This window comes from Rhizobacter sp., assembly GCA_019635355.1.
Lineage (GTDB): Bacteria > Pseudomonadota > Gammaproteobacteria > Burkholderiales > Burkholderiaceae_C > Rhizobacter.
On record JAHBZQ010000001.1, the window covers coordinates 4,483,810 to 4,509,464 of the forward strand.

Consider the following 25,655-nt stretch of genomic DNA (forward strand, 5'->3'; position numbering starts at 1 on the left):
GGTCAGGACGACGCCGGCTCCGGCGGCCCGTTTTCGTCGAGCGGCGCCGTGTTGGTGTTGCCGGCATCGTCTCGATGGTGCGGCCGCATGCCGGAGCGCAGGTAGCGGTTGTGGTGGTTGTTGCGCGGCAGGAAGCGCGCAAGCTCCGTCAGTGCCATCTGGTACACGTCGCGCTTGAACTCGATCACCAGGTCGAGTGGCACCCAGTAGTCGTTCCAACGCCAAGCGTCGAACTCGGGGTGGTCGGTGGCGCGCAAGTTCATGTCGCTGTCGCGACCCATCAGCTGCAACAAAAACCAGATCTGCTTCTGCCCACGGTAGTGCCCGCGGGCATCACGTCGAATGAAGTGCTCCGGAACTTCGTAGCGCAGCCAATCGCGGGTGCGTGCAACGATGCGAACGTGCTCGGGCGTCAGCCCCACTTCCTCGTGGAGCTCGCGGAACATCGCCTGCTCAGGCGTTTCGCCGTATTTGATGCCCCCTTGCGGGAACTGCCAGGAGTGGGTGCGGATGCGCTTGCCCCAGAAAACCTGGTTCTTCGTATTGAGCAGGATGATGCCGACGTTGGGTCTGAACCCTTCTCGGTCGAGCATAATCAACCTCAAATTCTTTAATTGAATTCATTATTGCACCGGCTTTGCGGGAAGTGTCCCCGCGGGTTTCCCCAGCCCTGCCGTGCAAACCTCCGCTTTTCCCCCGTTTCTTGCCCCGGTTTCCCGCTCATGAAAGCTTCTCAGTTTTTCATTTCCACGCTCAAGGAAGCGCCCGCCGACGCCGAGGTCACGAGCCACAAGTTGATGATGCGTGCCGGCCTGATCAAACGGCTCGGCGCGGGTATCTACAACTACATGCCGATGGGTTTGCGGGTGATCCGCAAAGTCGAAAACATCATCCGCGAGGAAATGAACCGGGCCGGCGCCGTCGAGCTTCTGATGCCGGTGGTGCAACCGGCCGAGCTGTGGGAAGAAACCGGTCGCTTCCAGAAGATGGGGCCCGAGTTGCTGCGCGTGAAAGACCGGCATGAGCGCGACTTCATCATCCAGCCGACCTCGGAAGAGGTGATCACCGACATCGCCCGCCAGGAGCTGCGCAGCTACCGCATGCTGCCGAAAAATTTCTATCACATCCAAACGAAGTTCCGTGACGAGCGCCGCCCGCGCTTCGGTGTGATGCGCGGGCGCGAGTTCACGATGAAGGATGCGTACTCGTTCGACCGCGACGTCGAAGCCGCGGGCAAGAGCTATGACGCCATGTACGCTGCCTACGTGCGCATCTTCGAGCGCATGGGGCTGGTGTTCCGTGCGGTGGCCGCTGACACGGGCGCGATCGGTGGAGACCGTTCGCATGAGTTCCAGGTGATTGCCGACACCGGCGAAGACGCCATCGCCTACTGTCCGGACTCCGACTACGCCGCCAACGTCGAGCTGGCCGAGGCCTTGCCCCTGATTGCTCAGCGCGGTGCGGCAACGCAGGCGCTGGCCAAGACGCCGACGCCGGGCAAGAGCACCTGCGAAGACGTGGCAGAGCTGCTCAAGCTGCCGCTGTCGCAGACAGTGAAGTCGCTGGTGCTCGCCACCGACGAGAAGAACGAACACGGCGAAACGCTGAAGACCACCGTCTGGCTCTTGCTCGTGCGCGGGGACCACAGCCTCAACGAGGTGAAGGCCGGCAAGATCGATGGATTGAAGGAAGGCTATCGCTTCGCGACCGCCGCCGAGATCGACGATCACTTTGGCTGCAAGCCCGGCTACCTCGGGCCGATCGGCCTGAAGAAGCCGGTGCGCGTCATCGCCGATCGCACGGTGGCGGCGATGAGCGATTTCGTCTGCGGAGCCAACGACGCCGACTTCCACTACACCGGCGCCAACTGGGGCCGTGACCTGCCTGAGCCTGACCTGGTGGCCGACATCCGCAATGTGGTTGAAGGCGACCCTTCTCCCGACGGCAAGGGCAAGCTCGCCATGCAGCGCGGCATCGAGGTTGGACATGTGTTCTACCTCGGCACCAAGTATTCGAAGGCGATGAATGCCAGCTACCTTGACGAGAACGGCAAGCCGCAGCTGCTCGAGATGGGCTGCTACGGCATCGGTGTCACGCGCCTGCTGGGTGCGGCCATCGAGCAAAGCCACGATGAGCGCGGCATCATCTGGCCGGTCTCGATGGCTCCCTTCAGCGTCGTGCTGTGCCCGATCGGCTACGACCGCTCCGCCGAGGTCAAGGCTGCTGCCGACCGTCTGCACGACGAACTGCAGGCGCAGGGGGTCGATGTGATGCTCGACGACCGCGGCGAGCGCCCGGGCGCCATGTTTGCCGACTGGGAGTTGATCGGCGTGCCGCACCGCGTGGTGCTGTCCGACCGTGGCCTGAAGGAAGGCAAGGTGGAATACCAAGGGCGTCGCGACGCGCAGGCCACTGCCGTTGCCGCCGCCGATGTGGGTGCCTTCCTGAAAGGCCGGCTCGCGGCATGAGCGTGACGCGCGGGCTGTGCCGGCGGCAGCTGCTCGCCGCAGCAGCCTGGCCGGCCCTGGCGCTCGTGCCTCCCGTGGCCCGGGCCGGCGCACAGGTTGAGGAGCCGATGGCGGATGCGGTGCGCTCTGCCTTGTCGGCGGCGATTGCCAACAGCGCGCCACCGAAGCCGGTGTTCGACAACATCGAAGAGCGCCTCGCCTACCTGAAGTGGCTCGGCGAGATGAGCAACCGGCTGAAGAAGCGCAAGGCAGAGCATGTGGCGCGCGTCGAGTTCCTCGAGACGGTCTGGTACGAGAGCATCCGCGCGGGGCTCGAGGCATCGCTGGTGCTCGGGGTGATCCAGGTGGAAAGCGGCTTTCGCAAGTACGCGATCAGCCGTGTCGGCGCGCGGGGCTACATGCAGGTGATGCCCTTCTGGGCGCGGCTGATCGGCGATGGCGATGCGGCGCGCCTCTTCCACATGCAGACAAACCTGCGCTTCGGCTGCGTGATCCTGCGCCACTACCTCGACCGCGAGCGTGGTGACCTCTACATGGCGCTCGGTCGCTACAACGGCAGCCGTGGGCGACCGGAGTATCCGAACCTCGTGTTCGGTGCGCGCAAGGCCTGGGCCTTCAAGCCGGCCTGAACCTGCCGTTCAAAGCCCGGCCCACGGCTTGGGGTGCGCTTCGGTGACGCCGAGCAGGGACAGCACGCGCTCCACCGAGTCGTCGACCACGTCATCGAGCGTTGAAGGCCGGTGATAGAACGCCGGCAGCGGCGGGAACACGATGCCGCCCATCTCGGTCACGGCCGTCATGTTGCGCAGGTGCGCCAGGTTGTACGGTGTCTCGCGGGCCAGCAGCACCAGGCGGCGCCGCTCCTTGAGCGTGACGTCGGCGGCGCGGCTGATGAGGTTGTCCGACAGGCCGTGGGCGATCGACGCGAGCGTCTTCATCGAGCAAGGTGCCACCACCATGCTCTCGACCGGGAACGACCCACTCGCAATCGCAGCGCCCACGTCGGCCGGGTTGTAGGCCGTGTGGGCCAGGGCCTCCAGCGCCTTGCGGTCCAAACCCAGCTCGTGGTGGGCGTTCAACACACCGGCCGGGCTGATGACGAGGTGTGTCTCGCGGCCGGCGGCCTTCAGGCGCTGCAGGAGCCGCTGCCCGTACACCGCGCCGGTGGCGCCGGTGATGGCGACGACCACGCGGCCGGGCGCAGGAGCGGTGGCCAAGCTCAGGCCTGGGTGCCCAGGACCTGCTGCAGTTCGCCGGCCTGGTACATCTCCATCATGATGTCGGAGCCACCGACGAATTCGCCGTTGACGTACAGCTGCGGGATGGTCGGCCAGTTGGCGTATTCCTTGATGCCTTGGCGCACGCCTTCGTCTTCCAGCACGTTGAAGGTCTTGAGGTCGCTGACGCCGCAGGACTTGAGGATCTGCACCGCTCGGCCCGAGAAACCGCACTGGGGAAATTGCGCCGTGCCCTTCATGAAGAGCACCACGCGGTTGGACTTGACGAGGTCGTCGATGCGTTGTTGAACGTCGCTCATGGTGGTGGTGAGCCGGCCGGCGGCCAGCGAAATCAAATGGGGATAGGCGAGGTTATACGGCAAACCGACCAGGCCGGAGCCTGCCGCGCCACAAGCCCACGCGACTCAGAACGAATAGGAGACGCCGAGTTGCAGGAGCGGCGCAAACCGCAGGTCGCGCACGGTGTCGTCGAGGCTCGATGAGGGGGCTGATTTGCCGAAGCGGGTGGTCGAGCGCGACAGGCCCATCAGGCCCACGTCGGCCGACAGGCCCCAGCCGCCCTTGCTCGACCAACCGGTGTAGCCCAGGCCCAGGTAGGGCTGGGTGCCGGCGTCGCTGCCGTCACCGGCGATGCGCCGGTCGAGCAGCGAGGGGCTGCTCCAGACGGAGCTGCGCGCGCCGAGCAAGACCCCGCTGGTCGCGCGCCAGCCGCCGGATTTGCCGAGCCAGGGGCGGCTCAGGTAGTAGTCGCCCATCAGGCTGAGGGTGTTGACCTTGTGCGGCTCGGCGTCGCCGACGCTCGGGTCGCCGCGTGCAGGCGCGGTGGTGCCGATGGCCAATCGGGCCTTGAGCCCTTCCCAGGCTTGCGCCTGGCTTTGCGGCGTCGCGTCACTGGCGTGCGCGCCTGCTGCCCCGAGACACAGGGTCAACATGGTGAGCCAGTGGAAGAAGGGCGAGCGCATGGCGGCGAGAGACGAACGGGCTGGAATGAAAGTCATGCTACGCCCGTTGCCGGGGGCTTGGTAGCCTCTTACGCCATTTGGTGGAGGCTCAGGCTGGGGGGTGTGCAGCAATGCCGCAACAGTGGCCAGCCGACTGTCTCCTTAGGACCACTGTCCACCGCTGCAACGGCCGATCCCGGCGAGGTCGCAGCGGGTCTCGACGCTGCCAAAGCCGGCAGCGCTCAGCAGGTCGCAGACGGGCTTCGCCTGGTCGTGGCCGTGCTCCAGCAGCAGCCAGCCGGCGCTGGACAGGCGGGACGGGGCGCCCGCGACGATCGTGCGCAGCGCGTCGAGGCCGTCGGCTCCCGAGGTGAGCGCCAGCGTGGGCTCGTGGCGCAGCGCCGGCAGGTGCTCGTCGCCAAGCGCGATGTAGGGCGGGTTGCTCACGACCAGGTCGAAACGCTCGCCTTCGAGGCCCTGCCACCAGTCGCCGAGCCGAAAGCGGATGTCGAAACCCAGGCGTTGTGCGTTGCCCGCGGCCACCTGCAGCGCGGCCCCGCTGGCATCGACGGCGGTGACGATGGCCGCCGGGTGACGGTGCTTGAGCGCGAGTGCGATCGCGCCGCTGCCCGTGCCGAGATCGAGCACGCGAGGCGCGTGCGGGCCTGACTGCAAGAGCGACAGTGCCCAGTCCACCAGGGTTTCGGTGTCGGGCCGTGGGATCAGCACAGCAGGGGTGACCTGCAGCGTCAGGCCGTGGAACTCCTTCTCGCCCGTCAGGTAGGCCAGTGGCTCGCCGGCTGCGCGGCGCTGCATCAAGTGCTCGACCTGCTGGCGCTCCGGCTCGGTCAAGAGGGTGTCGTCGTGCGCCAGCAGCCAGCTGCGCGGGCGTTGCAGGACCTGCCCGACGAGCAGCTGCGCGTCGAGGCGATCGACCCCCATCTCGCGGGCCCGGGTCAGCGCGACGGCGATGCTGCTCACAGCCCCCGCCCTTCCAGCTCGGCCAATTGCTCGGCGGCCCGCGCGGCCTGCAACGCGCCGATCACGTCGTCGAGCTCGCCTTCCATGATGGCCCCGAGCTTGTAGAGCGTGAGGTTGATGCGGTGGTCGGTGAGCCGGCCTTGCGGGAAGTTGTAGGTGCGGATGCGGTCGCTGCGGTCGCCGCTGCCGATCAGGCCCTTGCGGGTGGCGGCTTCCTTGGCGGCGCGTTCACTGCGGTCCTTCTCGCGCAGGCGCGCGGCGAGCACGGCCAGGGCCTTGGCCTTGTTGCGGTGCTGCGAGCGGTCGTCCTGGCATTCGGCGACGATGCCGGTGGGCAGGTGGGTCACGCGGATGGCGCTGTCGGTCTTGTTCACGTGCTGGCCGCCGGCGCCGCTCGCGCGGAAGGTGTCGATGCGCAGGTCGGCCGGGTTGAGCTGGATCTCTTCCGCCTCGTCAGGCTCGGGCATCACGGCAACCGTGCAGGCACTGGTGTGGATGCGGCCTTGCGCCTCGGTGGCCGGCACGCGCTGCACGCGGTGCCCACCCGATTCGAACTTGAGCCTGGCATAGACGTCGTCGCCCTCCATGCGCAGCACCACTTCCTTGTAGCCACCGAGGTCGGAGGTGTTCTGCGACATCACCTCGCTGCGCCAGCCTTGGCGCTCGGCGTAGCGCAGGTACATGCGCAGCAGATCGGCCGCGAAGAGCGCCGACTCGTCGCCGCCGGTGCCGGCGCGGATTTCGATGAACGCGTTGCGGCCGTCGTCCGGATCGCGTGGCAGCAGCGCCGTCTGCAGCTCGCCGTGCAGGCGGGCCAGGTCGGCTTCGGCGCTGGCGATTTCTTCCTGCGCCATCTCGGCCATCTCAGGGTCGGCGAGCATCTCGCGCGCCGAAGCGAGATCGCGCTCGCGCTGCTCGTAGTGGCGGAACCGTTGCACCAGCGATTCGACCTCGGCGTGCTCGCGCGTGAGGCTGCGGAAGCGGTTCATGTCGCTGGCGATCGTCGGGTCGGCTAGCGTGGCGTTCAGCTCTGCCAGCCGCATCGCGAGGCGTTCGAATTGCTGGCGCAGGGTGTCTTTCATGGAGGCTCCGGAAACGGGGGCGGTCGGAGCGGGTGCGCCCGCCATGTGCGGGCAGCCGGGCGCTCCACCAGGGCGGTGGGCGCAGCGTCGCTAACGCTTGGGGTCGAGCGGCTTGTCGTCCAGCGGGTCGTGCACGCTGCCGCGCAGGAAGAGACGCGACACCGTCTGCGCGAGCGCCGGGCGATGCACGTCGTCGGCGGCATGCAGCTCGGCCAGCGCGCCGTGCAACATCTTCTGCGTGAGGCCGCGCGAGAGCGCTTCCAGCACCGCGTCGATGTCTTCGCCCTTGGCGAGCAGTTTGCGCGCGCGGGCGATCTCGGCGGCACGCCAGTCGTTGGCCTGCGCGTTGAGGGCCTGGATCAGCGGCACGGCATCGCGCTGGCCCAGCCAGTGCACGAAGCTCTGCACACCGCTTTCGATGATGGCCTCGGCCTGCTGCACGGCGGCCTGGCGTTTCTCGCCCGCGCTCTGCACGAGCGCCGACAGGTCGTCGACGGTGTAGAGGTAGACGTCGGACAGGCGCGAGACCTCGGGCTCCACGTCGCGCGGCACGGCCAGGTCGACCATGAACATCGGGCGGTGCTTGCGGGCCTTCAGCGCGCGTTCGACGGCACCCAGGCCGATGATGGGCAGCGAGCTCGCGGTGCACGAGATCACGGCATCGAACTCCGCCAAGCGCGAGGGCAGGTCGGCCAAGCGCAGCGCTTCGGCGCCGAAGCGGCCGGCGAGCTTTTCGCCGCGCTCGAGTGTGCGGTTGGCGACGGCCATCGCCTTGGGCTGGCGCGCGGCGAAATGCGTGGCCACGAGTTCGATCATTTCGCCTGCGCCCACGAAGAGGACCTTCGTGTCGCGCAGGTCTTCGAACAGTTGCGAGGCCAGTCGCACCGCCGCGGCGGCCATGCTGATGGAGTGGGCGCCGATCTCGGTCGAGGTGCGCACGTCCTTCGCGACGGCGAAGGAGCGCTGGAACATCTGGTGCAGCGTGGTGCCCAAGGTGCCGGCCGTGCTGGCCTCACGCACCGCCTGCTTCATCTGGCCGAGTATCTGCGGCTCGCCCAGCACCATCGAGTCGAGGCCGCTCGCCACGCGGAAGGCATGGCGCGCGGCGGCGCCGCCTTCGAGCACGTAGGCGTGGTGCATCAGCTCATGGCTGGCCACGCCGCCGCGGGCAGCCAACCAGTCCACCGCCGACGTGACGAGGCCGTTCTCGGCCGCGCAGTACAGCTCGGTGCGGTTGCAGGTGGAGAGCAGGGCGACCTCGGGGCCGCCGGTTTTGCCGGTCACACGCTGGCGGAATTCCTGCAGCGTGGGCGCGAGCTGCTCGAGCGTGAACGCAAACCGGCCCCGCAGATCCAGCGGGGCCGTGGTGTGGTTCAGGCCGAGGGTGAAAACGCTCATGTTTTCGAATTATAAAATTCCAAGCAATTTTGCGGGTTTGTCGCCCGTCAGACCTGGAGCGTGACGCAATGGGCGCCTTGGATGCGCTGTGGCATTTCTTGAATTTCCTCGCGCCGGCCGCCGGGGTGGGTGTCGTGGCGGCATGGGCCGCGAAGGTGTTCTGGTGGCGTGAGCTCAAGGGCGTGTCCGGCTGGCGCATGGCGGCGTGGGCGGTGCCGGCGTCCGCACTGGTGCTCATCGCCGGCCTGCTGTGGCATGGGCAGGATGGGAAGATGAGCACCTACGGTGCGATGGTGATCGTCTGCGCCCTGGCCCTGTGGTGGGCCGGCTGGAAGGAGCGCCGTTAGGCCGCCGCTTCAAGCCTCGGCCAGTGCCGCGCTTTCACGCGTCGCCACTTCGGCCCGCAGCGAGTGCGGGTAGGCCTCGGTGATGGTCACGTCGATCAGCTGGCCGATCAGGCGCGGCTGGCCTGCGAAGTTGACGATGCGGTTGCACTCGGTGCGGCCCATCAGCTCGTTCGCGTCCTTGCGTGACGGGCCTTCGACCAGGATCTTCTGCACCGTGCCGACCATCGCCTGGCCGATGCGGCGCTGATTGGCCTCGATCACCGCCTGCAGGTGCTGAAGGCGCTTCAACTTCACCTCTTGCGGCGTGTCGTCATGCAGCGCGGCAGCCGGCGTGCCGGGTCGCGGGCTGAAGACGAAGCTGAAGCTGCTGTCGAAGCCGATGTCGTCGATCAGCTTCATCATCTTCGCGAAGTCGTCTTCCGTCTCGCCGGGGAAGCCGACGATGAAGTCGCTCGAGAGGCTGATGTTGGGCCGCACCGCGCGCAGCTTGCGCACCGTGCTCTTGAACTCCATCGCGGTGTAGCCGCGCTTCATCGCCATCAGGATGCGGTCGCTGCCGTGCTGCACCGGCAGGTGCACATGGTTCACGAGCTGAGGCACACGGCCGTAGGCATCGATCAGGCGCTGCGAGAACTCGTTGGGGTGGCTCGTGGTGTAGCGGATGCGCTCGATGCCGGGGATCTCGGCCACGTACTCGATGAGGAGCGCGAAGTCGGCGATCTCGCTGGTGTCACCCATCTTGCCGCGGTAGGCGTTGACGTTCTGGCCGAGCAGCGTCACTTCCTTCACGCCCTGGTCGGCGAGGCCGGCCACTTCGACCAGCACGTCGTCGAAGGGGCGCGAGACCTCTTCGCCGCGGGTGTAGGGCACGACGCAGTAGCTGCAGTACTTGGAGCAGCCTTCCATGATCGACACGAAGGCGGTGGCGCCTTCGACGCGCGCCGGTGGCAGGTTGTCGAACTTCTCGATCTCCGGAAAGCTGATGTCGACCTGCGGGCGGCGCTCGTGCCGGCGCTGCGCCAGCATCTGCGGCAGGCGGTGCAGCGTCTGCGGGCCGAACACCACATCGACATACGGCGCGCGCTCGATGATGGCCGCGCCTTCCTGGCTGGCCACACAGCCGCCCACGCCGATCAGCGTGCCCTTGGCCTTCAGGTGCTTCACGCGGCCGAGGTCGCTGAACACCTTCTCCTGCGCCTTCTCGCGCACCGAGCAGGTGTTGAAGAGGATCAGGTCGGCTTGCTCGACGTCGTCCGTCGACTCGTAGCCTTCGGCGGCGTGCAGCACGTCGGCCATCTTGTCCGAGTCGTACTCGTTCATCTGGCAGCCGAAGGTCTTGATGAAGACCTTCTTCGGGGTCGGGCCCTGCATGACGAGCCTCCTCAGGGCTTGACCCAGGCCTGCGCGGCCGGGTCGAACTGCCATGCTTGCGCCTCGGCCAGCGTCTCGGGCCAGGGCTTGCGCGCGATTTCTTCCGGGCGCAGCAGCCACACGTCCTTGATGAGGCCGGTGGTGTTCTCGAAGGTGTAGTTGACCGTCGCCTTCACGTTCACCGCCTCGCCCGACATGACCAGCATGTTGTTGAGGCCGCGGATGCGCGCACCCGGTGCCAGCTGGGCTGGCTTGCCATTGAGCAGGACCTGCGGCGGTGCGCCGAAGGTGATGACGCCGCGCAGGGCGTTTTGCGGGAAGTTGCGCTGCACTTGCGCGGCAGCGGGCAGGGCGAAGGCGATTGCAGCAGTGGCAACGGCAAGACAGCGGTACATGGTGTTGATCCAGTGGCTGTGAAGAGGTGGATTGTGGGAGGCAGGCCCACCAAAGACAACGGCTCCGGGCCGTGATGACCGGGAGCCGCAGGGTAGAACTGATTTGGTGGCGCTTCAGGGATTCGAACCCCGGACCTGCGGATTATGATTCCGTCGCTCTAACCGACTGAGCTAAAGCGCCTGAGCCGCGCATTATAGCCATCACTCGCAGGGCCTCTGTCACCTGCGCACACTCCCACCCATGTTCAGCTTCTTCAAGAAAAAGCCGCCGGCTGCGGAGGCGCCGCCGCCCGCACCCGCCGCACCCGCGGTCGAGCCGCCTCCTCCACCGGAACGCGCGAGCTGGCTCGACAGGCTGCGCGGCGCAGCCCCCGCACCAGCGCCCTTGGCCGAGTCGCCGGTCGTCGCCGCGGAAGCGCCTGCCGTGCCTGCGCCGGAAGAGCGCGCCAGCTGGCTCGACAAGCTGCGCGGCGGCTTGCGCAAGACAGGCACGAGCATCACCCGCGTCTTCACCGGCACGCAGATCGACGATGCGCTGTACGAGGATCTTGAAGAAGCGCTGCTGATGTCCGATGCCGGCGTCAAGGCGACCGAGTTCCTGTTGAACGACCTCAAGCGCCGCGTGAAAGACGCACGCGCCACCGACCCGGCCGCGGTCAAGGGGCTGCTGGCCGATGCCATCGCCGACGTGCTCAAGCCACTGGAGAAAAGCCTCGAGGTCGGTCGCCATCAGCCCACGGTGATGATGGTCGTGGGCGTGAACGGCGCCGGCAAAACCACCAGCATCGGCAAGCTCACGCGTCACCTGGCCGACAGCGGGCAGAAGGTGCTGCTGGCGGCGGCCGACACCTTCCGCGCCGCGGCGCGCGAGCAGCTGGCCGTGTGGGCCGAGCGCGCCGACCGGCCCGGTACGCGGCAGGCGGTCGACATCGTGAGCCAGGAGAGTGGCGACCCGGCGGCTGTGAGTTTCGATGCGGTCGTCGCCGGCAAGTCACGCGGCTGCGACGTGGTGATCGCCGACACGGCCGGCCGCCTCACCACCCAGGCTCACCTGATGGACGAGCTGAAGAAGATCAAGCGCGTGATCGGCAAGGCGCAAGGCGATGCGCCGCACGAGGTGTTGCTGGTGGTCGACGGCAACACCGGCCAGAACGCCCTTTCGCAGGTGAAGGCCTTCGACGACGCCTTGCAACTCACCGGCCTCATCGTCACCAAGCTCGACGGCACGGCCAAGGGGGGTGTGCTCGCCGCAATTGCGCGCGAGCGGCCGATCCCGGTCTACTTCATCGGTGTGGGCGAGAAGCTCGAAGACCTGCAGACCTTCGATGCGCGTGAGTTCGCGCAGGCTCTGTTGAGCTGATCAGCGGATCGAGGGGCCGCCGCCGCGCTGCGGTATGGGTGGCAGCGGTGCCGCTGCGCTGTCCATTTCGTCAAACCAGGTCGACGATGGCGGATCGTGTTGCTCCATGCCGTCGTCGTCGACGACCGCCGCAGCCGGGATGCGCTCGACGGCCGGTGCGCGGCTCGGGGCCACGGCCACGGGCCGCATCGCCGCCGTGGCCGCTGGCGCAGTGGCGGGGGCTTCCACCGGCATGCCGAGGATCGCGTTGCGAGCCCCGGTCGCGTTGGGGATCGCATCTTCACGCCACACGTGCAGCGGAATCTCGGCGGCCTTCAACACACGGTCCATGCGCGCGTGGCGTTGCCGGGTGCTTTCGTTTTCCTGGGCTTCGGGGGCGCGGATGTCGACGATCGCGATCACCTGCGAGACGCTGTCGCACACCACGAGGTCGCCGCACAGCACGCCCACGCGGCGCAGCCATTCCGAATATGAGTGGCGTGTGGGCACTTTGAGGAAGCGCGCCAGCGGCACCTGCGCCAGGATGATGTGCTCCGGCAACCCGGCCCGGAGCGCCGCATAGGCCTTGCGTTCGGGGGTGGTCATCACGCGTGTGGCCTGCGGGTGCCAAGACATCAGCGTGTCCAGGCCTTCCATCGAGCGCACCTTGTTGTTGCGGCGGGATTTGCTGTCGTCAGCACGCTTGGCGCGCTTCTGCCACAACACCCACCCCAGCGCTGCCAGCAACAGCAGCCCGCCGACGATCAACAGCATGTCCATGTCATCACTAACCCGTGTTCGCGAACACTGACCATATCTGGCCGGCCGGGAGCGGTCAACTCGCCCATGCTGCGCCGCACCAGCGCAGCCACGGTCCGCGAGGGATCAGCGCAGGCCGCCGGGGCCGCCCATGCCCTTCATGCCGCCCATGCGCTTCATCATCTTCATCAGGCCGCCGCCTTTCATCTTCTTCATCATCCCCTGCATCTGGTCGAACTGATTGAGCAGACGGTTGACGTCTTGCACCTGTACGCCGGCACCGGCGGCGATGCGGCGCTTGCGGGTGGCCTTGAGCAGCTCGGGCTTGCGGCGCTCGAGCGGTGTCATCGAATTGATGATGCCTTCCATGCGGCGCACGTCGCGCTCGGCACGGTCCATGTCGGCCTGGCCGATGTTCGCGGCCTTGCCGCCCGTCATCTGGGTGGGCAGCTTGTCCATGAGGCCGGAGAGGCCGCCCATCTTCTTCATCTGGCTGATCTGGGCGAGAAAGTCATTGAGGTCGAAGTTGTCGCCCGACTTGAGCTTGTCGGCGAGCTTCTGCGCGGCGGCAACGTCGACGCCCTTCTGCACTTCTTCGACCAGGGCCACGATGTCGCCCATGCCGAGCACGCGGCCGGCGTGGCGCTGTGCGTCGAAGACTTCGAGGCCGTCGATCTTCTCGCTGACCCCGGCGAACTTGATCGGCGCCCCCGTGATCTGCCGCACCGAGAGGGCCGCGCCGCCGCGCGAGTCGCCATCGGTCTTGGTGAGCACGATGCCGGTGAGCGGCAGGGCTTCCTTGAAGGCCTTGGCCGTGTTGATCGCGTCCTGGCCCTGCATGGCGTCGACGACAAAGAGCGTCTCGACCGGCTTCACCGCGGCGTGCAGCTCGGCGATCTCCTTCATCAGCGCTTCGTCGATCGCCAGGCGGCCGGCGGTGTCGACCAGCAGCACGTCGAAGTAATGCCGGCGTGCGTGGTTGAGTGCGGCGGTGGCGATGGCCACCGGCTTGTCGGTGGCGGTGGAGGGGAACCACTCCGCGCCGGCCTGCTTGCTCACCGTCTTGAGCTGCTCGATGGCGGCAGGGCGGTACACGTCGGCCGAGACCGTCAGCACCTTCTTCTTGCGCTTCTCGATCAGGTGCTTCGCGAGCTTGGCCGTGGTGGTGGTCTTGCCCGCACCTTGCAGGCCGGCCATCAGGATCACCGCCGGCGGCTGGGCCGCGAGGTTGATGTCAGCCGGGGGCTTCACCGCGCCCGTCGCCGGGTCGACCTCGCCCATCGTGGCGGCGAGTTCCTTGTTGACGATGCCCACCAGCGCCTGGCCCGGCGTGAGCGAGCCCACGACCTCGGCACCGAGCGCCTTCTCCTTCACACGGGCGATGAAATCTCGCACCACCGGCAGGGCGACGTCGGCCTCGAGCAGGGCCATGCGCACTTCGCGCAGCATGTCCTGCACGTTGCTTTCGGTGATGCGGGCCTGGCCGCGCATCGTCTTGACGAGACGACTCAGACGGTCGGTGAGGGCTGATGCCATGGGGGAGTTGGGTACGCGAGAACCGGGCACCCGAAAGTACACTGTGCCGATGATTTTATCGTCGGGCTCCTCGGAAGCGGCCAACGTTCCAGCCATGTTCGTGTTGTGGGTGCCGAGTGTCTTGGCCCTCGCGGCTTACGCCGCCGCAGTGCTGTGGCGCGACGAGTCGACCGGCCCGTGGGCGCACCGCCTGCTGTTCGTGGGTTGGCTGGCGCACGGTATGGCGACCGCCGTCGACATGGCCGGGATCGGCAGCACGGTGTCGGGCGCGCGCTTCGGTTTTGCGCCGGCGTTGTCGGCTACGCTCTGGCTCGTGGTGGCGGTCTACGCGGTCGAGAGCCGATGGGTGCCGCTGCCTGGTGTGCGGCGCACGCTTGCCGGCCTCGGCCTGATCGCGGTGGCGCTGGCGATGGTGTTTCCGGGGGAATTCCGGCCGCAGGCGGCGTCGAACTGGGCGCCTTTGCACTGGGTGCTGGGCATCGCCTCGTATGGCCTTTTCGGCGCGGCGGTGCTGCATGCGGCGATGCTCGACCGGGCCGAGCGGCAGTTGCGGCTCAAGACCGTGGCCGGTGCGGGCATGCCACTGCTGCGCCTGGAGCGCCTCACCTTCCAGTTCGTCACGGCGGGCTTTGCGCTGCTCACGGCCACCTTGGTGCTCGGCTGGTGGTTCTCGAGCCCCTGGCGTTGGGACCATAAATCGGTGTTCTCGGTGCTCGCCTGGCTCGTGTTCGCCGGCCTGCTGACGGGGCGGCAGGCGTTTGGCTGGCGTGGGCGCCGTGCGGTGCGGGGGCTGTATGCCGGCGTGGTGCTGCTGCTGCTCGCTTACGCCGGGTCGCGCTTCGTGTTGGAAGTCCTCTTGAAACGGCCTGTCGCCTGAGGCGCCCATGAAATTCATCCTGCTGCTGGCCGTGGTGCTCGGAACCATCTGGTTGATGCGCTCTCTGCGCAAGCCGAAGCTGCCACCGCGGCCCGATGCCGCCCCGCCGCCCCCCGCCATCCCTGAAGACATGGTCAGCTGCGCACAGTGCGGCGTGCACCTGCCGCGCAGCGAGTCGCTGCCCGGGCGCGGTGGCGTGTTTTGCAGCGAGGCCCACCGCAGCCTCTTCGAGCGCTCACGGGGCGACTGATGGCCAACCCCTCGCGCAGTGGCGAACGGCGTGCGGCCGAGCGCCGCCGCATGGCGAGCACGCCCAAGCCGAGGCCGGTGGACGAGTCGTGGTTCGGCGCGCTCGGTGTCGATGGCGACACCCAGCTGCGCGGCGAGGTGCCGTCGGCCGACGATGAATCTCGCTACGACGGCAACTGGGCCGCGATGCGCGGCAACGAAGGTGATTCCCGCTTCCTGACCCGCCAGGCCCGCCGCATCATCGGCTCGGGCCAGACGGCCTTCCAGCGCATCTATGGCGCGTTCATCGCGGCGCGGGCCGCCCTGGGCCTGGCGCTGATCGCGACGGTGGCGGTTGCGGGCTTCTTTGCGGTGCGGCCATCGCTGGCCGTGCTGGTGGTGAGCGTCCTCTACGCGGCCTTGTCGGTGTCGACGTGGTTGCTGCCGCGGCTGCGGCGGTCTGCGGCACCCAAGGCCCTGTCGAAGATGGGCAGCCCGCAGTGGCTCGCGACCATCGGTGTCGACATCGTGTGCTTCATCGCGCTGCACGTGCTGTCGCCCGCAGCCACGCTCAACTACGTCGCCCTGCTCGTGTTGCCGGTGCTGATGGCGGGCGTGCTCACGCCACGAACGATGGCGCTGGCCACGGCGGCGATCGTGACGCTGGCGCTGCTCGGCATTGCCGGGTGGGGCGTGGTGTCGGGCGGCGAGGTCACGCTGCTGATGACGCAAGCCGGCCTGGCCGGCAGCGGCTTCTTCGTCATCACCTTGCTCGCGGGCGAGCTGGCGGGCCGCCTGGCACGCGAAGAGTTGACCGCCAAGGGCAGCCTCGAGCTCGCCCGCCAGCAGGCGCAGCTCAACCGCCTGGTGATCGAGGAGATGCAGGAAGGCGTGCTGGTGGTCGACCGCCGCGGGCGCGTGCGCGCGGCCAACCCCGCCGCCCGGGTCTTGCTGGCCCCCGAGGGAATGTGCCGCGAGGCGCCGTTCCAGCTGCGCAACGTCGAGGCCTGGCGCAGCCTGGTCGCGGCCGTCGAGCGCGCCTTTGCCGAGGCCGCCTGGCCGGAAGCCGGCCGCGATGTGGTGCTCGCCTTCGAAAGTGCGCTCGCGCGCACCCTGCGCGTGCGCATGCGCTTCACGCGTCGCCGCGAGCCACAGGCCAGCGAAGAGCTGTGCGTGCTGTTCCTCGAAGACGTGCGCAGCATGCAGGCCCGCACCCGGCAGGAAAAGCTCGCCGCGATGGGCCGCATTTCCGCCGGCATCGCCCACGAGATCCGCAACCCCTTGGCGGCCATTTCGCAAGCCAATGCCTTGATGGCCGAAGACGCCACCACGCCGTCGCAGCGACAGCTCACGCGCATGGTGTCCGACAACGTCGAGCGGCTCAAACGCATCGTCGACGACGTGATGGAAGTGGCGCCGAGCGACGTGCGCGCCACCGGCCCGATCGATGCTGTGTCGCTGATCGCTTCGGTGTGCTCCGAATGGGCGCGCACGAACGGCGTGGTGCTGGGCGACCAGAGCGTGCTGCAGGTCAAGCTGCCCGACGAGCCCGTCGGCGTGGTGTTCGACGCCGACCACCTGCGGCGCGTGCTCGTCAACCTGCTCGACAACGGCTGCCGGCACGCCACCAAGCGGCCGGGCGCGGTGATGCTGCGGCTGTATGTGCGCGACGAAACCCATGCCGTCTTGAGTGTCGCCAGCGACGGTGACCCCATCCCGCCGGAAGTGGAGCGCTACCTCTTCGAACCCTTCTTCTCCACACGAAGCCGGGGCACGGGGCTGGGCTTGTATATTTGCCGCGAACTTTGCGAGCGCTACGGCGCCCGCATCGACTACCGGCTGCGCAGCGCCGTCGAAAGCAACCGCAACGAGTTCTCGGTCGCGATGCGCCGCCAGGCCCTGCCAGAGAACGTTGCCGCCGAAGCACGATTGCAATTGTCCTCATGACGTCATCCCCTTCGCATTTCAGCCTGCTGGTCGTCGACGACGAACCGGACCTGCGCACGCTGTACGAGCTGACCTTGCTGCGGGAGGGGTACGACGTCGAGACGGCGGGAACCGTCGAAGACGCCTGGCTGCACCTGAAGGACCGCACCTACAGCGCCGTCATCACCGACATGCGTCTGCCCGATGGCACCGGGCTCGATCTCCTGCGCCGGCTCGAAGAGGCTGGCCGGCGCGAGAAGGCCATCGTCATCACCGCCTACGGATCCGCCGAGAACGCGGTCGAGGCGCTGAAGGCGGGCGCCTACGACTACCTCACGAAGCCCGTCGACCTGAAGCAGTTCCGCGCCGTCGTGGCCTCGGCGCTCGGGCGTGCACCGGCGGCGTCGCCCACCGTGGTGCCGTCGAGCCTGCCCTCGAGCCACGGCGCTGCACCGGCCGGCGCGCCGCGCGCCGCAGCCCTCGAAGCCGCACCGCCGGCCATCCCCACGAGCCAGGCCATGAACCGCATGGCCGGCCAGTCGCCGGCCATGCAACAGGTGCGCGCACTGGTCGACAAGGTGGCCCGCAGCATGGCGCCGGTGCTGGTCAATGGCGAGTCGGGCACGGGCAAGGAACTGGTGGCACGATCCATCCACGAGGTGAGCCCGCGGGCAGGGCAACCGTTCATCGCGGTGAACTGCAGCGCCATCCCCGAGCATCTGCTCGAAGCCGAGTTCTTCGGCTACCGCAAGGGCGCCTTCACCGGTGCGGCCGACGACCGCGAAGGCTTCTTCCAGGCCGCCAACGGTGGCACGCTGTTCCTCGACGAAATCGGTGACCTGCCGCTGGCGATGCAGAGCAAGCTCCTGCGTGCCATTCAGGAGCGCTCGGTGCGCCCCGTCGGCGCGGTGAGCGAGCAGGCGGTCAACGTGCGCCTTTTGAGCGCCACCCACAAAGACCTGGGTGCCGAGGTGCAGGCGGGCCGCTTCCGGCAGGATCTTTATTACCGCCTCAACGTGATCCAGATCCGGGTGCCGCCGTTGCGGGAGCGCTTGGAAGACCTGCCCGCCATCTGCGAGCGTGTGCTCGAACGCATCTCGCGCGATGCCGGCGTGTGGCCACCGCCGCGGCTCACGCGCGAGGCACTCGCCCACCTCTCGCGATACAGCTTCCCCGGCAACGTGCGGGAGCTTGAAAACCTGCTGCACCGTGCCGTTGCCTTCTCGGGTGGTGAAGACATCGACGTCTCCGATCTCGACGTGCTGGACCTTGCTCTGGACATGCCGGATGCGGTGTCGTCGTCTGCGATCGCGTCGGTGGCGGCTGCGCCCGCCGCCCCGGTGCCCGCGCAGGCGCCGGCACCTGCGCCGCTTCCCACCGACCTGGCAGCCTACCTCGACGAGGTGGAGCGCGACGTGCTCGAACGCGCGCTCGAGCGGTACCGCTACAACCGCACTGCGGCGGGGGCGAGCCTCGGCCTGTCCCTGCGGCAGATGCGCTATCGCATGGCGCGCCTCGGCGTGCATGTGGGTGGTGAGCCCGAAGCGCCCGAGACCGAGCGCGGCGACGACACATGACGACGCCCTCGCAGTCGGCCCGCAAGGGCTGGCTCGACGAGGCCCGGGCGTGCCCGTCCCCCAACTTCGGCCCACGGCCGACCGGCGTCGACATCGACCTGGCGTTGATCCATTCGATCAGCTTGCCGCCCGGCATCTATGGCGGTGACGAGATCGAGCGCCTCTTCACCAACCGGCTCGACTGGGAGGCCCACCCGTACTTCCAGCAGATCCGCGGGCTGGAGGTGTCGTCGCATTTCGTGCTGCGGCGCGATGGCGAGCTGCTGCAGTTCGTCTCGTGCGAAGACCGCGCCTGGCATGCCGGCCGCTCGGTCTGGCGGGGGCGCGAGAACTGCAACGACTATTCCATCGGCATCGAGCTCGAAGGCCTGGAAGGCGAGCAGTTCGAACCGGCGCAGTACGACGCGCTCACCGTGCTGCTGCAGCGCCTGGCGTGCGACTACCCGCTGCAGTGGGTGGTTGGCCACGAGCATGTGGCGCCCGGCCGCAAGCAGGATCCGGGGCCCGGTTTCGACTGGGCGCGTTTGAAGTCGCAGCTCGGCTGGTCCGCTCGGTACTTTCCCGACAACACGTCTCCTGCATTTTGAGGAGGCGCTTGCGAGCGGCGTGAAGCGCAGCCTTGCGCTGTGCGCCATGCGCGGCCAAACACGCCTGCATGCCGCATCAATGCGTGATGTGCGATCACAGGTGGCGCAGTCATCGGCGCTTGCGCGCGAGGCCAGCGCAAGGCCCGCCGAAGGTGTTGCACAGCTGTGTTTCCCCTCTTAGGGTTAGACGCTATCCCTAGTGCTTGAAGGTGGCTGGAGCCCTAGATATAGTGTCCCTTCGTGTTATCCTTCTGTTCCAGAAACACACGCTCATGCTCACCACCATCGCCCCGTTTTCAGGGCCTGCTGCGCAACGCAGCAGCGCACAACGATCGGCGGAGTGCACGGGCCAGCCATGCAAGGCGCTCGACGTAGCGCACCTCGTTCTTACCTGCTCTTCTCGTTCCACGTTCCCGCGCCCCCGTCTCCACGAGGTCGGCCGCAGCTTTTGCTGCTGAGGCCACAAGCCTGCGCCGAGCGCACGAACGAGATCGAACCCCATAACACCGACATGACGACAGGAAACACCATGCAAACCGTTCCCACCACTTCGGCCAGCACGCCTTCGGCTCCCCGCACCGGCGCCGCGCCCGCAGGCGCGCCGGTGTCGGCCTACCAGGGCTACCAGATCATTCGCCGCAACGGCGCTGTCGTCTCGTTCGAGCCCAACAAGATTGCGGTCGCGCTGATGAAGGCCTTCCTGGCGGTGCACGGCACGCAGGGCGCTGCCTCGGCCAGCGTGCGCGAGACGGTTGACGGCCTGACCGAGTCGGTGGTGCGTGCGCTGCTGCGCTCGCGTCCGGGTGGTGGCACCTTCCACATCGAAGACGTGCAAGACCACGTCGAGCTCGGGCTGATGCGCGGCGGCCACCACGAAGTGGCGCGCGCCTACGTGCTCTACCGCGAGCGCCGTGCGCAAGAGCGCGCGAAGCAGGGCGTGCCCGCCGTCGCGGCCGAGCCTGCGCTTTTCGTGACCGACGGCGGCCAGCGTGTGCCGCTCGACATGGGTCGCCTGCAGACGCTGGTCGAGTCGGCCTGCGAAGGCCTCGGCGCCGACGTGAAGCCCGACCCCATCCTCGCCGAGACCAAGCGCAACCTGTACGACGGCGTGCCGATGGATGAAGTGCACAAGGCCGCCATCCTGGCCGCGCGCACCCTGATCGAGAAGGACCCGGGCTACACCCGCGCCACCGCCCGCCTGCTGCTGCACACCATCCGCAAGGAAATCATCGGCGAGGAGCTGCTGCAGTCCGAGATGCAGACCCGCTACGCCGAGTACTTCCCGACCTTCATCAAGAAGGGCGTGCAAGCCGAGCTGCTCGACGAGAAGCTGATGCAGTACGACCTGGCCAAGCTGGGCGCTGCGCTCAAGGCCGACCGCGACCTGCAGTTCGACTACCTCGGCCTGCAGACCCTGTACGACCGCTACTTCCTGCACGTGAACGACGTGCGCATCGAGATGCCGCAGGCCTTCTACATGCGCGTCGCGATGGGCCTGGCGCTGAACGAGATCGACCGCGAAGCCCGCGCCATCGAGTTCTATGAAGTGCTGTCGACCTTCGACTTCATGTCGAGCACGCCGACGCTCTTCAACTCGGGCACGCACCGCTCGCAGCTGTCCAGCTGCTACCTGACCACCGTGGCCGACGACCTCGACGGCATCTATGAAGCGCTGAAAGAGAACGCGCTGTTGTCCAAGTTCGCCGGCGGCCTGGGCAACGATTGGACCAACGTGCGCGCGCTCGGCTCGCACATCAAGGGCACCAACGGCAAGAGCCAGGGTGTCGTGCCCTTCCTGAAGGTGGTGAACGACACGGCCGTGGCCGTGAACCAGGGCGGCAAGCGCAAGGGCGCCGTCTGCGCGTATCTCGAAAGCTGGCACCTCGACATCGAAGAGTTCCTGGAGCTGCGCAAGAACACCGGCGACGACCGCCGCCGCACCCACGACATGAACACGGCGAACTGGATTCCCGACCTGTTCATGCGCCGCGTGATGGAAGGTGGCGACTGGACGCTCTTCTCGCCGTCCACCTGCCCCGACCTGCACGACAAGTTCGGCAAGGCCTTCGAAGAGGCCTACACCGCTTACGAAACCAAGGCGGCCCGCGGCGAGATCAAGCTCTTCAAGAAGATGCCGGCCAAGGACCTGTGGCGCCGCATGCTCTCGATGCTGTTCGAGACCGGCCACCCCTGGATCACGTTCAAGGACGCCTGCAACGTGCGCTCGCCGCAGCAGCACGTTGGCGTGGTGCACAGCAGCAACCTCTGCACCGAGATCACGCTCAACACCAACGAGAGCGAGATCGCGGTGTGCAACCTGGGCTCGGTCAATCTCGTCCATCACCTGAAGGACGGCCCGGACGGCCGCAAGGTCATCGACCACGCCAAGTTGAAGAAGACCGTCGCCACCGCGATGCGCATGCTCGACAACGTGATCGACATCAACTACTACGCCGTCAAGAAGGCCCGCGATTCCAACCTGCGCCACCGCCCGGTGGGCCTGGGCATCATGGGCTTCCAGGACGCGCTGTACGAGCTGCGCACGCCCTACGCGTCGCAAGAGGCGGTGGAGTTCGCCGACCGCTCGATGGAAGCCGTCTGCTACTACGCCTACTGGGCCTCGACCGAGCTGGCGCAAGAGCGTGGCCGCTACTCCAGCTACCGCGGCTCGCTGTGGGACCGCGGCATCCTGCCGATCGATTCGCTGGAGCTTCTGGCCGAGCAGCGTGGCGGCTTCGTCGACGTCGACCGCAGCACCAGCCTCGACTGGAGCCTGCTGCGTGGCCGCATCAGCGAGCACGGCATGCGCAACTCCAACTGCGTGGCCATCGCCCCGACCGCGACCATCTCCAACATCATCGGCGTCAGCGCCTCGATCGAGCCGAGCTTCGGCAACCTCTCGGTCAAGTCGAACCTGTCGGGTGAGTTCACCGTCGTCAACGAGTACCTCGTGCGCGACCTGAAGAAGCTCAACCTCTGGGACGACGTGATGGTCATGGACCTCAAGCACTTCGACGGCTCGCTGCGCCGCATCGACCGCGTGCCCGAAGACCTGAAGGACCTCTACGCCACCGCCTTCGAGATCGAGACGCAGTGGCTGGTGGAAGCCGCCGCACGCCGCCAGAAGTGGATCGACCAGGCCCAGTCGCTCAACATCTACATGGCCGGTGCCTCGGGCAAGAAGCTCGACGAGACCTACAAGCTCGCGTGGCTGCGTGGCCTCAAGACCACCTACTACCTGCGCACGATCAGCGCGTCGCAGACCGAGAAGTCGACGGTCAAAGCAGGCCAGCTGAACGCAGTGTCGAGTGGTGCTTCTTCCTCGATGATGGCCGCGCCGGTCGCCTCTGTTGCGTCGGCCTTGCCGGCTGCATTGAGCGTCGATGCTGAGCCCGCGACCGACGTGAAGTTCTGCGCGATCGACGACCCGACGTGCGAGGCCTGTCAGTGAATTGATGAGTGACGCGACGCGTGTCGCGTCGCACTCATCGAGGCTTTGCGAGTTGCTGTGCAGCATCGAATTTCGATGCGACACAGCAACAGCGAAGCGGCCGCAATGTCAATAAGTGCTTGGTGTTTAGACACAACACTCCGATAATTCAACCGCACAGGAAATCCACCATGTTGGTTTGGGAAGAAGACCTTAAGCCCTCGAGCAATCACAAGACGAACCCCGCGCAGAGCCTCCCCGTTCAAGCGCGTGCGGCCGTGTCGTCTCCGGTCTTCGAAGAGTCCATCGCCCCTGTCGCTTCCGTCTCTTCTTCTGCCAGCGCTTCGGTGAACACCACCGACACGCACCGCGTGAAGGCGGCCGACAAGCGCATCATCAACGGCAAGACCGACGTCAACCAGCTCGTCCCCTTCAAGTACAAGTGGGCCTGGGAGAAGTACCTCGCCACCTGCGCCAACCACTGGATGCCGCAGGAAGTGAACATGTCGCGCGACATCGCGACGTGGAAAGACCCCAACGGCCTGACCGAAGACGAGCGCCGCATCATCAAGCGCAACCTCGGCTTCTTCGTCACCGCCGATTCGCTGGCTGCCAACAACATCGTGCTCGGCACCTACCGGCACATCACCGCGCCCGAGTGCCGCCAGTTCCTGCTGCGCCAGGCCTTCGAAGAAGCGATCCACACGCACGCCTATCAGTACATCGTGGAGTCGCTCGGTCTCGACGAGAGCGAGATCTTCAACGCCTACAACGAAGTCAAGTCGATCCGCGACAAGGACGAGTTCCTGATCCCGTTCATCAACGCGATCATGGACGCCAACTTCCACACCGGCACGCCGCAAAACGACCAGACGCTGCTCAAGTCGCTGATCGTCTTCGCTTGCCTGATGGAAGGCCTGTTCTTCTACGTCGGCTTCACGCAGATCCTCGCGCTCGGCCGCCAGAACAAGATGACCGGTGCTGCCGAGCAGTACCAGTACATCCTCCGAGACGAGTCGATGCACTGCAACTTCGGCATCGACCTCATCAACCAGATCAAGCTTGAGAACCCGCATTTGTGGACGGCCGAATTCAAGGCCGAAATCCGGGCTCTTTTCATGAAAGCAGTCGAGTTGGAATATCGATACGCTGAGGACACCATGCCGCGTGGTGTGCTGGGCCTCAACGCGTCGATGTTCAAAGGTTATCTGCGCTACATCGCCAACCGGCGTGCCACGCAGATCGGTTTGGAAGAGCTCTTCCCGAACGAGGAAAACCCGTTCCCATGGATGAGCGAAATGATTGACCTGAAGAAGGAACGCAACTTCTTCGAGACGCGCGTCATCGAGTACCAATCGGGTGGCGCGCTCTCGTGGGATTGACGTTCTACCGGTAGCAGCAAGCGCGGCAGGTCGTAGTGGCAGATCAAGATTCGCGATGCATTCGATTCACCGACACAGAAGCAGTGAGCAGTGCGTCGCAACCCCATTCACCGGATCGGGGCGCCCCTCCTGGGCAGACTTTCGGACGGTGAATAGCTGCGGAGTGTCGACACGTCGTCGGGGCAACGCAGTGCTTTTTCAACTTGATCAAGGAGAAATGTAATGGCAACTGCAAAGAAACCTGCCGCCAAGAAGGCCGCAGCGAAGAAGCCCGCGGCGAAGAAGGCCGCAGCGAAGAAGCCGGCAGCGAAGAAGGCCGCCGCCAAGAAGCCGGCAGCCAAGAAGGCCGCGGCTAAGAAGCCGGCAGCCAAGAAGGTCGCCGCGAAGAAGCCGGCAGCCAAGAAGGCTGCTGCGAAGAAGCCGGCAGCCAAGAAGGCTGCTGCGAAGAAGCCGGCAGCCAAGAAGGCTGCTGCGAAGAAGCCGGCTGCCAAGAAGGCCGCTGCCAAGAAGCCTGCTGCGAAGAAGGCTGCGAAGAAGCCGGCTGCCAAGAAGCCCGCTGCGAAAAAGGCTGCGAAGAAGCCTGCTGCCAAGAAGGCCGCTGCCGCACCTGCTGCCCCTGCTGCTGCGAAGCCCGCTGCAGCACCGGCGGCCAAGACTGCGCTCAGCCCCGCTGCTGCATGGCCTTTCCCGACGGGCGCCAAGCCCTGAGGCGTTTAGGTCTCTCGACGAAACCCGGCTTCGGCCGGGTTTTTTTGTGCCCCCCAGTCGCTGCGCTCCTGCCCCCGAGGGGCGCCACCCAGCGGCCCGGCGAAGCCGGCTCCGCGGGTGTTGCTCGATAAGCGCTTCGCTGCGCTTGCGCTGTCTTTGCTCGCGCTTAAAGTCCCAGCGCTGCGCGGTCGATGACGTGGTTCTGCCCGCCGCGGCAGGCGATCTTCAGGGCGCCGATGCGGTTGCCCAGTTCGACGCAGCGGGTGAGTTCCCAGCCGCGTTCCAGGCCGTAGAGCAGTGCGCCGCGGAAGGCGTCGCCACAGCCCGTCGGGTCGACGACCTCGGCCGCCTTCACGCCGGCCACGTGCGTGCGCTGGCCCTTTTGCCATACCTCGCAACCGTCGGCGCCCAGGGTCACGATCACACCCTTCAGGTGTGAATTCGACAGCGCCTCGAGCGACTTGCCGGTGCGCTCGCACAGCATGCGGCCTTCGTAGTCGTTGACCGCCACCCAGGTTGCCTGCTGTACGAAGGCGTTGAGCTCGTCGCCATTGAACATCGGCAGGCCCTGGCCCGGGTCGAAGATGAAGGGCACGCCGGCCTTCGAGAACTGCTCGGCGTGCTGCAGCATCGCGTCGCGCCCGTCGGGGGCGACGATGCCGATGGCGATGTCCTTGCGCCCGGACGGCACCGCGGTGAGATGGGCCGACTGCATCGCGCCCGGGTGGAACGCGGTGATCTGGTTGTTGTCCTGGTCGGTGATGATGATGGCCTGCGCGGTGTAGGTCTCCGTCACCGTGCGCACGAACTCCGTGCTCGCTCCCCAGGTCTTGAAGCGGGCCAGGTAGTCCTGCCCGTCGGCGCCCACGGCGGCCATCACGAGCGGCTCACCGCCGAGCTGGCGCAGCGTGTAGGCGATGTTGCCGGCACAGCCGCCGAACTCGCGACGCAACGTGGGCACGAGGAAGGATACGTTCAGGATGTGCACCTGCTCCGGCAGGATCTGCTCGGCAAAGCGCCCCGGGAAGGTGGTGATGGTGTCGAAGGCGAGCGAACCGCAGATGAGTGCAGACATGGAAGAACTC

General features: G+C 66.8%; 24 protein-coding genes and 1 tRNA gene. 12 read left to right on the plus strand and 13 right to left on the minus strand.

Translation table 11 applies throughout. The features are described from left to right. Positions 1-2: 2 nt before the first annotated feature. On the minus strand, positions 3-593 hold the full coding sequence (locus tag KF892_20860) for an RNA pyrophosphohydrolase (GenBank protein ID MBX3627473.1): 591 nt from the start codon (positions 591-593) through the stop codon (positions 3-5). A gap of 129 nt (positions 594-722) precedes the next feature. Between KF892_20860 and KF892_20865 the strand changes: the two genes are divergently transcribed. Then, on the plus strand, positions 723-2,468 hold the full coding sequence (locus tag KF892_20865) for a proline--tRNA ligase (GenBank protein MBX3627474.1): 1,746 nt from the start codon (positions 723-725) through the stop codon (positions 2,466-2,468). Further along, entirely contained in the window at positions 2,465-3,097 is a 633-nt protein-coding gene (locus tag KF892_20870; GenBank protein MBX3627475.1) for a lytic transglycosylase domain-containing protein, read from the plus strand. Before KF892_20865 ends, KF892_20870 begins: the two co-directional genes overlap by 4 nt. 9 nt (positions 3,098-3,106) lie before the next feature. Here KF892_20870 and KF892_20875 read toward each other — a convergent pair whose 3' ends face one another. From KF892_20875 to hemA, 6 genes are all read right to left on the minus strand, one after another. After that, positions 3,107-3,802, minus strand: coding sequence for a UbiX family flavin prenyltransferase (locus KF892_20875; GenBank protein ID MBX3627476.1), 696 nt, complete (start codon positions 3,800-3,802; stop codon positions 3,107-3,109). Beyond that, the gene (gene grxD, locus KF892_20880) at positions 3,688-4,005 is read right to left on the minus strand and encodes a Grx4 family monothiol glutaredoxin (GenBank protein ID MBX3627477.1); all 318 of its coding nucleotides are present in this window, start codon (positions 4,003-4,005) and stop codon (positions 3,688-3,690) included. The genes KF892_20875 and grxD overlap by 115 nt, the downstream gene beginning before the upstream one ends. Positions 4,006-4,110: 105 nt before the next feature. Beyond that, on the minus strand, positions 4,111-4,704 hold the full coding sequence (locus KF892_20885; protein MBX3627478.1) for a hypothetical protein: 594 nt from the start codon (positions 4,702-4,704) through the stop codon (positions 4,111-4,113). Between the two features lie 105 nt (positions 4,705-4,809). Beyond that, positions 4,810-5,628 (minus strand): peptide chain release factor N(5)-glutamine methyltransferase, encoded by an 819-nt coding sequence (gene prmC / locus KF892_20890; GenBank protein MBX3627479.1) that lies wholly within the window; start codon positions 5,626-5,628, stop codon positions 4,810-4,812. Beyond that, positions 5,625-6,710 (minus strand): peptide chain release factor 1, encoded by a 1,086-nt coding sequence (gene prfA / locus KF892_20895; protein ID MBX3627480.1) that lies wholly within the window; start codon positions 6,708-6,710, stop codon positions 5,625-5,627. The genes prmC and prfA overlap by 4 nt, the downstream gene beginning before the upstream one ends. A gap of 90 nt (positions 6,711-6,800) precedes the next feature. Then, positions 6,801-8,108: a glutamyl-tRNA reductase gene (gene hemA, locus KF892_20900; protein ID MBX3627481.1), complete on the minus strand. Its 1,308-nt coding sequence runs from the start codon at positions 8,106-8,108 to the stop codon at positions 6,801-6,803. A gap of 68 nt (positions 8,109-8,176) precedes the next feature. Between hemA and KF892_20905 the strand changes: the two genes are divergently transcribed. Further along, complete coding sequence (locus KF892_20905) at positions 8,177-8,455, plus strand: hypothetical protein (GenBank protein ID MBX3627482.1); 279 nt, start codon at positions 8,177-8,179, stop codon at positions 8,453-8,455. Positions 8,456-8,464: 9 nt separating this feature from the next. On the opposite strand, the gene miaB is transcribed toward KF892_20905, so the two are convergent. The 3 genes from miaB to KF892_20920 form a co-directional block, all read right to left on the minus strand. Beyond that, positions 8,465-9,826, minus strand: coding sequence for a tRNA (N6-isopentenyl adenosine(37)-C2)-methylthiotransferase MiaB (gene miaB, locus KF892_20910; GenBank protein ID MBX3627483.1), 1,362 nt, complete (start codon positions 9,824-9,826; stop codon positions 8,465-8,467). 11 nt (positions 9,827-9,837) lie between these two features. Next, a complete protein-coding gene (locus KF892_20915; protein ID MBX3627484.1) occupies positions 9,838-10,221 on the minus strand; it encodes a hypothetical protein in 384 nt (127 codons plus the stop codon). Between the two features lie 104 nt (positions 10,222-10,325). Continuing rightward, positions 10,326-10,402 (minus strand) — tRNA-Met (locus tag KF892_20920). Between the two features lie 60 nt (positions 10,403-10,462). Here KF892_20920 and ftsY point away from each other — a divergent pair. Beyond that, positions 10,463-11,581, plus strand: a complete 1,119-nt coding sequence (gene ftsY, locus KF892_20925; protein ID MBX3627485.1) for a signal recognition particle-docking protein FtsY — start codon at positions 10,463-10,465, stop codon at positions 11,579-11,581. On the opposite strand, the gene KF892_20930 is transcribed toward ftsY, so the two are convergent. Together KF892_20930 and ffh are read right to left on the minus strand one after the other, a co-directional pair. After that, positions 11,582-12,340 (minus strand): DUF2726 domain-containing protein, encoded by a 759-nt coding sequence (locus KF892_20930; protein ID MBX3627486.1) that lies wholly within the window; start codon positions 12,338-12,340, stop codon positions 11,582-11,584. A 105-nt stretch (positions 12,341-12,445) separates the two neighbouring features. Further along, complete coding sequence (ffh, locus tag KF892_20935; GenBank protein ID MBX3627487.1) at positions 12,446-13,855, minus strand: signal recognition particle protein; 1,410 nt, start codon at positions 13,853-13,855, stop codon at positions 12,446-12,448. Positions 13,856-13,904: 49 nt separating this feature from the next. Between ffh and ccsA the strand changes: the two genes are divergently transcribed. The 8 genes from ccsA to KF892_20975 all read left to right on the plus strand — a co-directional run bounded on the left by ccsA (position 13,905) and on the right by KF892_20975 (position 24,570). Continuing rightward, entirely contained in the window at positions 13,905-14,732 is an 828-nt protein-coding gene (gene ccsA / locus KF892_20940; GenBank protein MBX3627488.1) for a cytochrome c biogenesis protein CcsA, read from the plus strand. Between the two features lie 7 nt (positions 14,733-14,739). Continuing rightward, positions 14,740-14,982 (plus strand): hypothetical protein, encoded by a 243-nt coding sequence (locus tag KF892_20945; GenBank protein ID MBX3627489.1) that lies wholly within the window; start codon positions 14,740-14,742, stop codon positions 14,980-14,982. Continuing rightward, complete coding sequence (locus KF892_20950; GenBank protein MBX3627490.1) at positions 14,982-16,907, plus strand: histidine kinase; 1,926 nt, start codon at positions 14,982-14,984, stop codon at positions 16,905-16,907. The genes KF892_20945 and KF892_20950 overlap by 1 nt, the downstream gene beginning before the upstream one ends. After that, positions 16,904-18,463: a sigma-54-dependent Fis family transcriptional regulator gene (locus KF892_20955; GenBank protein MBX3627491.1), complete on the plus strand. Its 1,560-nt coding sequence runs from the start codon at positions 16,904-16,906 to the stop codon at positions 18,461-18,463. Before KF892_20950 ends, KF892_20955 begins: the two co-directional genes overlap by 4 nt. Beyond that, the gene (gene ampD, locus KF892_20960) at positions 18,460-19,050 is read left to right on the plus strand and encodes a 1,6-anhydro-N-acetylmuramyl-L-alanine amidase AmpD (protein ID MBX3627492.1); all 591 of its coding nucleotides are present in this window, start codon (positions 18,460-18,462) and stop codon (positions 19,048-19,050) included. The genes KF892_20955 and ampD overlap by 4 nt, the downstream gene beginning before the upstream one ends. A 529-nt stretch (positions 19,051-19,579) precedes the next feature. Continuing rightward, positions 19,580-22,501 carry a ribonucleoside-diphosphate reductase subunit alpha gene (locus tag KF892_20965; protein ID MBX3627493.1) on the plus strand — a complete coding sequence of 974 codons (2,922 nt, stop codon included), beginning with the start codon at positions 19,580-19,582 and terminating at the stop codon, positions 22,499-22,501. A 170-nt stretch (positions 22,502-22,671) separates the two neighbouring features. Then, on the plus strand, positions 22,672-23,862 hold the full coding sequence (locus KF892_20970; GenBank protein MBX3627494.1) for a ribonucleotide-diphosphate reductase subunit beta: 1,191 nt from the start codon (positions 22,672-22,674) through the stop codon (positions 23,860-23,862). Between the two features lie 222 nt (positions 23,863-24,084). Beyond that, complete coding sequence (locus KF892_20975) at positions 24,085-24,570, plus strand: histone H1-like DNA-binding protein (protein MBX3627495.1); 486 nt, start codon at positions 24,085-24,087, stop codon at positions 24,568-24,570. 166 nt (positions 24,571-24,736) lie between these two features. Here KF892_20975 and KF892_20980 read toward each other — a convergent pair whose 3' ends face one another. Continuing rightward, positions 24,737-25,645 carry a carbohydrate kinase family protein gene (locus tag KF892_20980; protein MBX3627496.1) on the minus strand — a complete coding sequence of 303 codons (909 nt, stop codon included), beginning with the start codon at positions 25,643-25,645 and terminating at the stop codon, positions 24,737-24,739. Positions 25,646-25,655: the final 10 nt, after the last annotated feature.